The sequence below is a fragment of the Amycolatopsis sp. WAC 01416 genome (assembly GCF_003947485.1).
Lineage (GTDB): Bacteria > Actinomycetota > Actinomycetes > Mycobacteriales > Pseudonocardiaceae > Amycolatopsis.
Map to the genome: position 1 here is coordinate 174,605 of NZ_QHHX01000008.1, position 13,401 is coordinate 188,005.

Below are 13,401 nucleotides of genomic sequence, written 5' to 3' on the forward strand. Positions count from 1 at the left end.
CTGATGCGGCCGCGTCGCTGTCCCGCCAGTGGGAGGTAGCTTGATGTACACCCCGTCCGCACGACCCTTTCCGGTGTCGCTGAATCCCGGCGACCCGGTCCGGGAAGCGGTACTCGAGGCCGCCACCGCCCGGCTCGACCAGGAGTTCGGCGATCGGGTCCGGGTGGCCGTGGAACAGCTCGACCGGCTCGGCCCCTGGGTGTTCCTGCAGGGGACGATGCGCGGCACCGAAGCCGGTCGTCCGTACTACGCCGGCACCGTCTACGAGAACAAGCGGGACGACGGCGTCATGTCCGACGTCTACGTCGCCCTGCTCAAGAAGAAGAGCGAAACGAACGTCGACGACGACGCGCGGTCTTGGCGGGTGGCCAACTGCGCCATCGGCCCGACCGACGTCGCCTGGCTGACCTGGCCGGACGAGCACGAAGTACCGCAGGAGCTCTTCGGGTTCTGAGGCGCCGTGTCTTGAATAGCCACTGCCTGTGCGCGGATGGCGGGTTCGCGTGATCCGGCGGACGACACACGTGTCCAGACGGACGACTCGCCGCGGCCGCCGGTCCGAACTCGGATGATGAGAACATCTGAGTTCGGAGCGGCGGATGTCCGAGTGCGGAAACAGGCGGCCGGTGGACCCCCGGCCGCCTGCCCTCGATCCCCTGGTCAGGGGTGGTAGATCTCCTTGACCGTGGTGATCCGGTCTTCGCCGTCCACGCTGATCCTCGCCGTCACCGGGTTGCCTTCCCGGAGCTGCTGGACCAGCTCGTCCTGGCCGCACGGCTTGTTTCCGTAGCCCTCGTCGTCGATGGTGGCCGAGTCGGCCGGGCACAGCGTGGCCGCGCTGAGCACCTCGGCGTCCTCGTGCAGCGGAAGCCGGTAGGTCTTGCCGTCATCCCGCGGGGTGAGCAACTGGAAGCGGACCATCTGGACGGTGGCGTCGTACCCGGTGAACTGCACCTGCTGGGTGGAGTTCGGGAATTCACGGGGCTGCTCGACGGGTGCCTTCCCGGTGCCGCCCACGGGCCTGGTTTCCAACTGCAGGGAGCTGTTGGGTACGCCGCAGACCACCGCGCCCTGCTCGCCGGCCGAGTCCGCCTGGCGGGCGCAGGTCCACTTCCCCCGGACGTCGAGCACCCGCTCGCCGGGGCCTTCGGCCTGCGGCAGCTTCCGGTAGTACTCGGCGATCACGGTGAACGCCTCGGTGCAGCCAGGGATGGTGCCGTCGGTGGCGGCCACCGCGATCAGGTCCATCTTCCGCCGTCCGGGCGCGCCGACCTGGCCGCCGTGTTTGCTGCAGTTGACGTCACCGTCGGAAGACTCGACGGCGCCGGAGCCGCCGGCGGCCGCTCCCTGCCCGCCGCCGTCCGGCACCTGTTCGACGGCCGCGTTCCGCACCGGGGAACCATTTCCCGAGACATCGTTCCCGCCGCACGCGGAAAGAAACGCGGTGGCGGCGATCGCTCCGCCCGCGATGGCCATTTTGATCGTCTTCTTCGCCGTGAATTCCATTCGGCGCCCCTCTCGCGTCATTGTTCGAAGCTTTGTCCGGAAGACGTGAGAATCGGAACAGGGTTGCTTCATGGAGCCATTGCGGCGGAGGGTTGCCCGAAGGTTCGCTTCATCCTGTCCGCGCGGGCAGGGTCATGGGCGGCTTCGCAACCTTCGCGACCGCAATCCGGATTCGTGACGGCTCCGCTCTACGCGGTGTCGTGGTGCCCCCAATGTGGCATTGGGGGCACTGGGCGTCCCCAATGCCACATTGGGGGCACCCCTGTCCTGTCGGAAGCGGCCGCTTCGTGCGCGGCGCGGGTGCCGCCGCGCTCCTCGACGCCGACCCGTCCGTTCCGCTGAACGCCCAAACGGGCATCGAATACGGGCTTGTGAACGGAATATTACCGAGTTGATCAAAGGGGTGTACGTTATCTTAGTGGCGAGCGCTAAAGCGGGCTACTTCGGTTATGCTCAACTCGGCGGCAGAATTCATTGTCGGTAACTGACCGCGAAAATGTCACTCGATCGGCGCAATCTCTCCGCCGAACAGCGGCGGCCTTGCCGCCGAATGGTCGACCCGCCGAGGTCGGGAGTTTGTTAGTGTGTTATTGACTAAGTACTTAGTGTGATATGCCCGCTGCGAGCATTGCCGCCCCCTTTATCGCCTGATATGTTGACTGCCATGACGTAGGGGGTCAGGGGCTGGGGGCTATGGACAAATTCTCAGAGCAAGTCGTGGTCGAGCGTGTGATCGTTTCGATGCAGGAGAATCTTGGCGAGCGCCTGACAGTGGACGATATGGCGCGGAGTGCCATGTTCAGCAAATTCCACTTTACCAGAGTCTTTCAACGGGTGACCGGAGTTTCGCCGGCGCGTTTCCTGTCCGCCATGCGGATCCAGGAAGCGAAGAAACTGCTCGTTTCCACCGCGTTCACCGTCGCGGATATCAGTTACCAGGTCGGCTACAACAGCCCTGGCACCTTCAGTTCGCGATTCAAGGAGAGCGTCGGGGTTTCGCCCATCGCGTACCGGCAATTGCGCGGTTATGCGCCGGTTCCGGCTCAGCGGCGTGGTTCGGAATTGGAGTGCCGGTCGTCGACTCTCCGTGGCGATATGCAGGTATGCGGCGAGGGGGAACGGGGCCTGACCTTCGTCGGCCTGTTCCGGGACCCCATTCCGCAGGGCAATCCGGTCAGCTGCAGCGTGCTGTCCGAACCGGGCGATTTCGTGCTCGAGAGCGTGCCGGAAGGAACCTGGTACCTGCTCGCCCAGTCCGTCGCGCCGGGTGCCGAGGAGACCGTGACCGGTTCGATCGGCCCGGACGGCGCGCCGTTCGTCGGTTCGCGTGGCCCGCTCGTCGTGCATCAGGACGTTCCGGTGATCGACGTGGACCTGGACCTGCGGCCCGCCAGGGCGATGGATCCGCCGGTGCTGCTCGCCCTGCTCGACGTGCGTACGGCCGCGCTCCAAGAACGCGCCAGTTGAGTTCGTCCCGCCGCTCGCTCGACGATCTTGCGAACAGTTCACCGCGATCATCGAAGGGTACTAGATGTCGATATTCGGCAGGTCTGTTTCATGAGCCCGCGCAAGTCGGACCCGAAGGCGAAGCGGGCGTTGCTGGAAATCGGGGCAAGGCTCCTGGCCGAGGAGGGGCCGGGAGCGTTGTCGACGCGCCGTGTGGCCGCCGCGGCGGGAAGTTCGACAATGGGGGTCTACACCCATTTCGGCGGCATGCGCGGTCTTGTCCGTGAGATCGTCCACGAGGGTTTCTCCCGGCTTCAGCAACATATGACGAGTGTGTGCAAGACAGCTGATCCGGTGGCCGACATGGCGCTGCTCGGTCGCGCCTACCGGTATACGGCCTTGGCGAATCCGCATCTGTACGCGGTGATGTTCGGCGGTGCCTCGCTCGCCGGTTTCTCGTTGTCCGAAAAAGATCGGCAGCACGGCCGGTACACGTTGTCGAACGTGGTCGAGTGCGTGGGCAGATGCCTTTCCGCCGGCCGTTTCTCCCCGGCCGACGCCGGGCTGGTGGCGCATCAGATGTGGATCGCCACCCATGGCCTGGTGACCCTCGAACTCGGCGATTATCTGCTCAGTCCGTGGGACGCCGATCATTGTTTCGAGGTGCAGCTGGTGGGTTTGATGGTGGGCGCCGGCGACGGAAAGGATGAGGCGACACGGTCCGTCGCCGGATCGCGCGAACGTATGCGCACCGAGTTCCCGGCGGCGGCGGGCTCGGTGCCGAACGGGTCGCACGCCGCCGCCGCGCCTTCGCCCACCGGTTGTCTCTGTGGCTCTTGAACACCGGGGCTCCTGAACACCGGCGCCCTCGTTACAGCGGCACGTTCCCGTGTTTGCGCCGGGCGGGCTGGCGCTGCTTGTCCTTCAGCATCGCCAGCCCCGAGGCCACGGCGGCCCTGGTCCGTGCCGGATCGATGACGTCGTCCACCAGGCCGCGTTCGGCCGCGTAATACGGGTGGACCAGCTCGTCGAGGTACTCGTCCATCAACGTCGTGCGCAGTGCCGCCGGGTCGGCGGAGTCGGCGAGTTCCTTGCGGAACAGGACGTTCACGGCGCCCTCCGCGCCCATCACCGCGATCTCGTTGGTGGGCCACGCCAGTGACAGGTCGGTGCCGATGGACCGCGAGTCCATCACGATGTACGCGCCACCGTAGGCCTTGCGCAGGATGACCTGGATCCGCGGCACGGTGGCCTCGCAGTAGGCGTAGAGCAGCTTCGCGCCGTGCCGGATCACCCCGCCGTACTCCTGCTCGGTGCCCGGCAGGAAGCCCGGGACGTCGACGAGCGTGACGAGCGGGATCCCGAACGCGTCGCAGAAGCGCACGAACCTGGCGGCCTTTTGCGCGGCCTCGATGTCCAGCACCCCGGCCAGCACCAACGGCTGGTTGCCGACCAGCCCGACGACCTCGCCGTCGATGCGGGCGAACACGCAGACGATGTTGGCCGCCCAGCTCTCGTGCAGTTCCAGGAACTCGCCGTCGTCGACCAGTTCGGTGATCACCGACCGTATGTCGTAGGGCTTGTTGGGTTCGGCGGGCACGATTTCGGCCAGTCGCGGGCGGCTGTCGTGCCGCGCGTCCCGCGGCCCGGCGCGGGGCGGCAGGTCGAGGTTGTTGGCGGGCAGCATCGACACCAGATACCGCACGTCGTCCAGGCAGCTCTCCTCGTCGTCGTGGACGAAGGTGGCCACACCGGATCGCTTCCCGTGCACGTCGGCGCCGCCGAGCTCGTCATGGCTGACCCGCTCACCGGTCACCGCTTCGACCACGTCCGGACCGGTGAGGTAGAGCTTCGCGGTGTCGCGGACCATGAACGTGAAGTCGGCCAGCGCGGGGGAGTAGGCCGCCCCGCCGGCACACGGCCCGAGCACCACGTTGATCTGCGGGACGATCCCCGAGGCGGCCACGTGCCTGCGGAAGATCCCGCCGTAGCCGTCGAGCGCCAGCACCCCTTCCTGGATGCGTGCGCCACCACTGTCGTTGATCCCGATGATCGGCGAGCCGGTCGACAGCGCGAGGTCCATCACCTTGTGGATCTTCGCGGCGTGCGCGGCGCCGAGCGAACCGCCGAAGATCGTGAAGTCCTGGGCGTACACGAACACCCGGCGGCCGTCGATGGTGCCCGAACCCGCGATCACGCCGTCGGTGTGCGGCCGGTTCTCGCCGATCCTGAACCCGCTCGCGTGGTTACGCCGGTAGAGCTCGATCTCGGTGAAGGAGCCGGGGTCCAGCAGCAGGTCGAGCCGCTCGCGTGCGGTGCGTTTGCCGAGGGCGTGCTGCCGGTCCACTCCCTTGGCGTTGCCCGCCGTCGCCCGCTCGTGGAGCGCGTCGCGCTGCTCGCGCAGCAGGCTCATCGTCCGTTCGGGAGGCGGCGCGGGGGCGGGCGCGGGCCGGTCACGACGGTGCCCGTTGACCGGGCGCGGCGGATCGGGCCGGTGGTGGGGCACGGGGATGAAGTCGAACTCCGCGGTACTCATGCCACCGCCTTCGCGATCCGGCCGGACTGCCGGTCGGCGAGCAGTCCCCGTTCGTGCAGCCAGCGCACCGTGTCGCGCATGGAATCGGCGACCGGCCGCGCGGTCACGCCTCCGGTGGGTTCCCCGTGCGCCACCCCGGTCGCGCAGCCGCACAGGTAGATCGCGCCGTACTCGGCCGGGATGTGCCATGGCCACACGCGCTGCAGCGCCCCCGTCAGGCGGCCGACCGGTGTCATCGCCCTGGCTGGGAGGAAGACCGCGGGCAGCGCCCTGGCGGTCACCTCGCGCAGGGTCCGGACGTAGTCCCGGGTGGACAGATAGGTGCCGGGGCCGAAGAAACGGTTACCCGACAGGATGTCGGCGTCGATCAAGCGCGCGTGCAGACTCGCCGTGTCACGGACGTCCCCCACCGGGAAACCGCCGGCGGGCCAGATCGGCATGAGACCGCGTAAAGCGTTGCGCAGCCTGGCGTTCTGGTCGCCGAGATACGGGTCGTGTGGCCCGATGAGCGCGGACGGATAGGTGATCACGACGGGCGCTCCTTCCCTCTGGTGACGCCGCGCGATCTCCTCGGCGGCGGCCTTGCTCGCGAGATAGGGCTCGCGTGCGGTACCGACCGGCGTGTCCGCCCGCAGCGTGCCCGCCGCCGCGGGCAGCATCGCCCCGACCGTGGACACGTGCACGATCCGCCCGGCCCCCGCGCGCCGTGCGGCATCGAGCACCACGGCGGTGCCGATTTCGTTGGTGCGCCACATGACGCGTCTTTGCCTGCTGTCGAAGGAGTACACGGCGGCCGCGTGGAGCACGGCGTCGGCGCCGCGCACCAGCGCGGCGCCCCGGCGTTCGTCGGTCACGTCCCCGGTGATCACCTCGATCGCGCTCGTGTCGACGCCGAGCGGTGCCAGCGATCTGTCCACAGCGGACTCGTCGCGGACGAGCAGGCGCAGCGAATGGCCCGCCCTGGCGATCGCGGCCACCGAGTGGGAGCCGAGGAATCCGGTCGCGCCGGTGACGCTTACCAGCATCGAACGTCTCCGTTTCACGGGTCAGGCCACCCGATGGAAGGCGCCGGCGTAGAACACCAGCGCCTTCTGGTCGGGGATCCGGCGCGAATCGAGCACCCGGCCGAGGAAGATGGAATGGTCGCCGCCGTCATAGGACTCGGTCAGCTCGCATTCCAGCCAGGCGAGCGAACCGGACAGCAGCGGGGCACCCGTGCGCGGGCCCGGCACCCAGTCGACCGCGTCGAACTGGGCCACCCCGTTCGGACGGCTCCGGTCGGCGAAGTACCGCGCCAGATGTTCCTGATCGGCGCCGAGCATGGACACCGCGAACGTGCGTGACGACACGATCGCGGCGTGCATCCTGGCCGTACGGCTGATGCAGCACAGCACCAGCGGCGGCTCGAGCGACACCGAGCTGAACGCGTTGGCGGTCATCCCGTGACAGCGCTCGCCGGGCGCGGTCACGACGGTGATCCCGGTGGCGAACTGGGCCATCGCCTCGCGCAGCGAGACCGGCGTCGGATCGGCCGCCTGCCGGAAACCGGCGGTGGACATCGGCACGGACTGTCCGTTGCTGGTCATCTCATCCTCCCGCGGCGGTCATGAGCGCCGCGCGAGCGGCGGACGGCGATTCGGCGTACGGGGCGAGTGCCGCCCGCAGCTCTTCGGGCACCCTGGCCGGGACGGTGTCGGCGTTGGGGCCGCGCATGCACGCGACCCGCTGCCGTCCCTTGGCCACCACGAGTTCGAGGCCTTCCTTGAGGTGCACGTAGTCGAAGCTGAACTGGATCTGGGTCTGCGTCAGTTCTTCGAGCCGCATGCGCACCGACAGGTCGTCGAAGGCGGTGATCTCGGCGTAGAACTCGCATTCGACCTTGAGCGTGAACAGCTTCAGGTCGTCCTGGAGTTCGGCCAGCACGCCCGGCGCGCGATCCCGCAGGAACATCTCCCGGCACCGTCCCTGCCAGCGCAGGTAGTTGACGTAGTAGACATTGCCGACGATGTTCGTCTCCTCGAACCCGACGGTGTGCCGGATCTCGAAATAGCCGGGCATCAGCGCCCCTCCTTGCCGGTCAGTACCGCGAACACGACCGGATCGGGGACGTCCTCGATCCGGGTCACCCAGGTGGCGATCACCGCGTCCCCGGCGGACAGGGTCACCCACCGGTCGGCGTGGATCTTGTCGACGGTGAGCGCCTGGGTCGTCGCGCCCGCTTTGCGCAGGCATTCCAACGCGGCCCAGATCCGGGTTCCCGCCACGGACATCTCGTCGCCGAGCAGGCTCAGGACGGACAGTTGCCGGTCGCCGAGCAGTTCGGCCCAGTCCCGTTCGGAGCGGGTGATCGCCACCTCGACGTCGCAGCCGATCCGCCCGGTGCCCGCCAGTGCCAGCGTGAGGCCCGCGCCGTGGGCCGCGGAGACGTCGGCGCCGTCGATCTCCGGCTTGCCGTCGGGCCGGTAGCGCACCGATACCGGCTTGTTCAGTGCCCTGCCCAGTGCGAGCGCGGTCTGCGCACGCCGTTCGGGGACGGCCACCGTCTTGGGGTCCGGCTCGACCACGACCGCCCTGCTGCCACCGAGCACCCGCTCCAGCGAGCGCTCCAGGTATCCGCTCAGCATGGGCGCGACCCACGGGCCGGCGCCGTCGTTCTTGCGGACCGCCCGCAGCGTCAGGCCTTCCCAGCGCTCCAGCAGCGAGCCGTCCGGCGTGAACAGGTCGATGTCGTAGGTGTAGCTGTCGCCGTCCTGCGCACGCTCCTTCGCGTCGAGCACGACAAAGTCGGGCACGTCGTCCGGCGGCATGAGGTGGATCCGCTCGATCCGCTCGGGCAGCAGGGTGGCGTCCGGCACGCAGCATTGCAGCGCGTGCATCGCGGTGTCCCGCGTCCCCGGGTCGGCGAGCACCATCTCCTGCGGCAGGAACGTGTCGAACCAGCCGGTCTGGTGACGGGCGTCGACCTCGGCCACCGCGTGCCGGGCACCGGCCCGCCGGTAGGCGAGCAACCGCTGGAAACGCTTGCCCTGGAACATGATCCCGCCGTAGAGCTCGGCGGCGGGGTCCACCGGGACCGGGGGCAGCCCGGTCGCGACGGCCGCCGGTTCCCCGGACAGGTCCGGTCGCGGCCAGCGCAGTGTCGCGCGGAAGTGGTCGGCGCCGAAGCCGGTCTCCTCACTGCGGATCACCACGTCGACGGTGTCCCCGTCGACGGCGAGCGCGGCGAGGCGGATCGTGGTCGAGCTGTCCGGTCGCACCACGATGGGCCGGAGGAACTCGAGGTTCTCCAGCACCGGGGGCCCCTCGTTCCCGGAGAGCGCGATGGCGGCCTGCGTCATCGCCTCCATCCCGATCACCGCCGGGAACAGCAGGTCACCGTCGAGCAGATGGTCCGACAGGTAAGGGTCGCTGCTCTCGGACAGGCCTGCCTCGGTGATCAGCTCGACACCCGGGTAGTGCACGAGGGTGCGGTCCAGGAAGCGTCGCAGCGGAAGCGCCGGACGTCGCAGGGCCAGCGTCGGCAGCCCGCCGGTACGCCCGCTCACCACCAGCACCGGGCCCAGTTCCGGGTCGCCGAGCACCTGGCGCAGGACCGCGAGGCCGTTTTCCGTGGAGATCGGGGTGATGCCGTCCCGCTCGAGCGCCTCGACGACACCCAGCCGCTCGCCCATGCCCGCGCCGGACCAGACCGACCACTCCAGTGCGATCGCCCGCGCCCGCGGGTGTTCGGCCTGGAAACGCACGGCCAGCTCGCTCATCCAGTCGTTGGCGGTGGCGTAGTGCGCCTCTCCGCGCAGGCCCGCCCGGCCGATGATGCTGCCGAACGTGATGAGCAGTTTGATCCGGTCCTGATCGACGGCGGCCAGTACCGCGCGCAGCCCGTCGATCTTGGGCGACAGTGTCGCGCGGAACTTCTCCTCCGTGAGGCTGTACAGCGAGTCCGGCTCGTTGCGGCCCGCGCCGTGCAGGATCGCGGTCACCGGGCCGAGTTCCGCCTCGGCGGCCGCCACCGCGGCGGCGACCTGGCCTGCCGAAGTGACGTCGGCGCGGTGATAGGAGTACCGCACCCCGGAGGCTTCGAACCGCTCCAGGTTGGCCGCGAGTTCCGTGTCTTCCGCCGGGTCGGCACGGCCGAGCAGGGCGAGCCTCGCGCCGGAATCCTTGGCGATGGCCAAGGCGCTTTCCGCGGTGATTCCCTTGCCGCCACCGGTCACGAGCAGGACGTCGGTCTCGCCAAGGTTCGACGGCTCGGCGGCGACCCGGGGCATCGGCCGCAGCACCGGGACCGAGCGCGTGCCGTTCGCGGCGTATCGCACCTCCGCGAAACCGGCGGTGCCCGCGGTTTCGGACACGACCCGCGTCACCGCCAGCCGGATCGCGTCCGGATCGACCGTCAGGACATCGGGGAGCTCGACGATCGTGGTGGGCGCCGAGGGGTCTTCCAGATGCAGTGTCTTGGCCAGGCCCGAGGCGCCGAGCCCCTGCTGGACGACGACGAACCGGGTGCCGTTCGGCCGGGACACCGCGGCGCGGCCGGCGTCGAGGAACAGCCCGACCTGGTGCTCGTCGCAGTCCGGAGGCAGGCACAGCAGCACACCCTCGCCGAGGCCGGCGGTGGCCAGCGCGGGCGCGAGCGGCTCCGCGAGCGGGTGTCCGTCGGGGGCGAACACCGCCCAGTCACTCGTCTCCGTGCCGGCGTGCGGAGCGGCGACGGCGCGCGGCTGCTCGGTCCAGGTGACCGCGAACGGGCGCACCCAGGACGCCACCCCCGGAGCCTCCCCCGACGGCTGCCCGGCATCGTGCGCGGTGTCCGCGAGCTGGTCGATGATCTCGGCCAGTTCACCGAACCGTGCGGTGGCGAAGTTCGGCGTCGCGGTGAGCGGCGGCCTGCCGAGCTCGCGGGTGACCTCGTTGACGATCTGGCCGACGGTGATCGAACTCAGGTGCAGGTCGTCGAGCGGGTGGGTGTCCGGGCCGACGGCTTCCAGCGGCAGCTCGACGCGCTCGGCCGCCAGCCTGCGCAGCAGTTCCAGCGTGGAGGTCTTCGTGTCCGCTTCCTCGGCCACGGTTCCAGCCGGGTTCCGCACGTCGGCGGCGTCGGCGGCGACGAGCAGATCCGCGCTGATCTCCGGGGCCGTTTCGCAAGGACTGGCAAGGAAACTGAACTCGGTCTCGATCGGCAGCGGTTTCACCGCGCGTCCGGCGTACAGGACGGTGGTGTCGATCGAGGCGCCCGCCGCGTACGCGGCACCGACCACGGACAGCAGCGGAGCCAGCGAAGTGTTGTCGGTGTCCATCGACAGCACCGGTGTGTCCGGGGAGATCCCGGTCAGCAGTCCGGCGAGGACCCGGCCGGGCCCGACTTCGAGCGCGAGGTCCGCGCCCTCGACGGCTTTGGCGGCGGCGGCGTGGAAACGCACCGGCTCGAGCACCTGCTCGCGCAGCAGCTCGCGCAGGTCGGTGTCCGGGGCGAGGACGTCGCCGGTCACGGTGGACACGACGTTCCCGGTCAGCGGGCGGAAGCCGATCCCGGCGAGCCGTTCGGCCATCGCGCCCGCCGCCGGGGTGACGAAGGGGGAGTGGAACGCGTGGGAGACGTTGATCCTGGTCGCGTTGACGCCTGCGGCGACGGCCTTCTTGCAGACCAGTTCGACCGCCTCCACGGCGCCGGAGACGACCGTCTGGTCGGGCCCGTTGTAGCCGGCGATGACCACGCCGAGCCCGTTCGCGAGGTGCAGCGCCTTCTCCGGGTCGGTCCCGAGGCTCGCCATCGTGCCGCCACCACGGCTGGCACTGGCCATCACCTTGCCGCGGATCGCCGCGAGCTCGAGTACCTTCGTCCCGTCCATCGCCCCGCCCCAGGACAGCGCGGTGAGCTCGCCGAGGCTGTGCCCGACGGCCGCGTTCGCCTCGATGCCGAGGTTGTCCAGCACCCGCAACGCGGCCACCGAACCGGCCACGATCCGCGGCTGTGCGACCTCGGTGGCCACCTGGTCGCCTTGGGCGGACACGCCGGCCTCACGGAAGATGCTTTCGGCGATCGGGAACCGGCGCCGGATCGCGCCGACCGCGCCGCGGCCGGAACCCTGACCGGGGAACAGGAAAGTGATCTTCGGTGCTTTGCCGCCCAGGCCCGCGAAGATGCCTTCGGACGCGTTGAAGATCTTGGTCGTTCCCGAGCCGAGCAGGGTGCGGAGTTTGACCAGTTTGCGGACGGCTTCCTCGGGCCCGGTGGCGACGAGCGCCGCACGCATGGGCCGGCCGGACAGCGATCCGGCGAGGGTGAAGGCCAAGTCGGAAAGTTCGGCGTAGGACAGCTTCGCGACCAGCTCTTCGAGACTCGCGATCTTGTCGCGCAGCGCGTCCGCGTCGGCCGCGTCCAGCAGCAGCACCTCGGCGTCCTGACGCCCGCCGACCAGGTTCGTGGCGCGGTTGGGCAACTCGGTGCGGCGCCGCACCCCCGGCGCCTGCTCGATCGCGATATGCGTGTTGATCCCGCCGAAGCCCATGGCCGAGACACCGGCGCGGATTTCCTGGTCCTGCGGCCACAGCCCGGCTTCGGCGGGGACGAACATCGTCGCGTCGTCCTCGAGCAGCAACGGATGCGGATCCTGCTGGCCGGTGCCCGGCGGGATGACCTGGTTGTGCACCGAGAGCGCGGCCTTGATCAGCCCGGCGACCCCGGCCGCGGCCTTGGTGTGCCCGAAGTTGCCCTTGACCGAGCTGAGCGCGGCCTTGGGGGCTTCCGGGGCGGCGTCACGGCGGGCGGACGACAGCGCGGTGATCTCGGTGGCGTCGCCCAGCGCGGTCCCGGTGCCGTGGCCCTCGAAGTAGGAAACCGACCCGACGTCGTAACCCGCCCGGTGGTACGCGCGGGAAATGGCCAGCCGGTGCCCGCCTGCCTCCGGGCGGGTGATGCCGCCCTTGCCGTCCGACGACACGCCCCAGCCGGTGATCGACGCGTAGATCTTCTTGCCGCGGGCGAGCGCGTCCTGCTCGCGCATCAGCACCACGACGCCGGAGCCCTCGCCGGGCCAGAAGCCGTTGGAATCCCGGTCGTACACCTTCATGTCGCCGGTGGCCAGTGCGCCGGTCTTGGCGAAACCGATCACCTCGAACGGGTCGATCGAGAGGTCCACACCGCCCGCGAGAGCGACGTCCAGGTCGCCTTCGATAAGCGATTTCGCCGCTGTGACAACGGAAAGCAGGGACGAGGAGCAGGCGCCGTCGACGGTGTACCCGCCGCCGGCGAGGTCGAAGTAGTTGCAGATCCGCCCGGCGATGGTGTTGGCGAGCCCGCCCGCGAGGGTGTCCTCGTCGATCGGCGGGAACGGCGCCTTGTACTTCGGCTCCAGGGTCTGGAGGAACTCGGCGACCGTGCCGTCGTCCCAGCCCTTTTCGGCCAGCGCGGCGGCGACCGTCCGGCGTACGTAAGGCCAGCGCAACCGCATCAGGTTGGCACGGGCGAATTCACCGGTGAGGCTGTTGCCGATGACGACGCCGGTGGACTGCTTCGGAAGTCCTTCACCGCCAGGGAAATCGGCGTCGGCAAGCGCCTGTGCCGCGACGTCGAGGGCGAGCCAGTGGGTCATGTCGGTCGATCGGAACGTGCTGCCCGCGACCTTGTACTGCACCCGGTCGAACTCGAAATCACGCAGCACGGCGGCCTTGCTGGAATAGAAGCGATCCGGCGCGGCCGGGTCGGCCGAGAAGTAGTCGGTGTGGTTCATCCGCTCGTCGGGGAGACGGCGAAACGCCCGGCGACCTGCGAGGACGTTGTCCCACAATTCGTCGGTGGAACTCGCGTCCGGATAGCGTAGGCCGATGCCGACGATTGCTATTCGCGTGTTGCTCATCATTCTCCGGGTCCTCCGCCGATGACGTCGATAAACAGAAATGCACTCGCCGAATGC

Annotated in this window: 9 protein-coding genes; 3 read left to right on the forward strand and 6 right to left on the reverse strand. The window is 69.2% G+C overall.

Annotated features, from left to right (window positions below; genetic code table 11):
- The first annotated feature begins 43 nt into the window (after positions 1–43).
- Positions 44–454 (forward strand): hypothetical protein, encoded by a 411-nt coding sequence (locus tag DL990_RS27180; protein WP_125785544.1) that lies wholly within the window; start codon positions 44–46, stop codon positions 452–454.
- Positions 455–660: 206 nt separating this feature from the next.
- Here DL990_RS27180 and DL990_RS27185 read toward each other — a convergent pair whose 3' ends face one another.
- Positions 661–1,506: a hypothetical protein gene (locus DL990_RS27185; protein ID WP_125800335.1), complete on the reverse strand. Its 846-nt coding sequence runs from the start codon at positions 1,504–1,506 to the stop codon at positions 661–663.
- 693 nt (positions 1,507–2,199) lie between these two features.
- Between DL990_RS27185 and DL990_RS27190 the strand changes: the two genes are divergently transcribed.
- Positions 2,200–2,973: an AraC family transcriptional regulator gene (locus tag DL990_RS27190; protein WP_125785546.1), complete on the forward strand. Its 774-nt coding sequence runs from the start codon at positions 2,200–2,202 to the stop codon at positions 2,971–2,973.
- 90 nt (positions 2,974–3,063) lie between these two features.
- Positions 3,064–3,792, forward strand: a complete 729-nt coding sequence (locus tag DL990_RS27195; RefSeq protein WP_125800336.1) for a TetR/AcrR family transcriptional regulator — start codon at positions 3,064–3,066, stop codon at positions 3,790–3,792.
- Between the two features lie 31 nt (positions 3,793–3,823).
- Here DL990_RS27195 and DL990_RS27200 read toward each other — a convergent pair whose 3' ends face one another.
- From DL990_RS27200 to DL990_RS27220, 5 genes are read right to left on the reverse strand one after another with little or no spacing between them, the layout of a single operon-like run.
- On the reverse strand, positions 3,824–5,488 hold the full coding sequence (locus DL990_RS27200; protein WP_370451377.1) for an acyl-CoA carboxylase subunit beta: 1,665 nt from the start codon (positions 5,486–5,488) through the stop codon (positions 3,824–3,826).
- The gene (locus DL990_RS27205; RefSeq protein ID WP_125800337.1) at positions 5,485–6,513 is read right to left on the reverse strand and encodes an NAD-dependent epimerase/dehydratase family protein; all 1,029 of its coding nucleotides are present in this window, start codon (positions 6,511–6,513) and stop codon (positions 5,485–5,487) included. The genes DL990_RS27200 and DL990_RS27205 overlap by 4 nt, the downstream gene beginning before the upstream one ends.
- Positions 6,514–6,534: 21 nt before the next feature.
- Complete coding sequence (locus DL990_RS27210) at positions 6,535–7,047, reverse strand: flavin reductase family protein (RefSeq protein ID WP_199746639.1); 513 nt, start codon at positions 7,045–7,047, stop codon at positions 6,535–6,537.
- A gap of 28 nt (positions 7,048–7,075) precedes the next feature.
- The gene (locus DL990_RS27215; protein ID WP_125785550.1) at positions 7,076–7,546 is read right to left on the reverse strand and encodes a thioesterase family protein; all 471 of its coding nucleotides are present in this window, start codon (positions 7,544–7,546) and stop codon (positions 7,076–7,078) included.
- Positions 7,546–13,344 carry a type I polyketide synthase gene (locus DL990_RS27220; protein ID WP_125800520.1) on the reverse strand — a complete coding sequence of 1,933 codons (5,799 nt, stop codon included), beginning with the start codon at positions 13,342–13,344 and terminating at the stop codon, positions 7,546–7,548. Before DL990_RS27220 ends, DL990_RS27215 begins: the two co-directional genes overlap by 1 nt.
- Between the last annotated feature and the right edge of the window lie 57 nt (positions 13,345–13,401).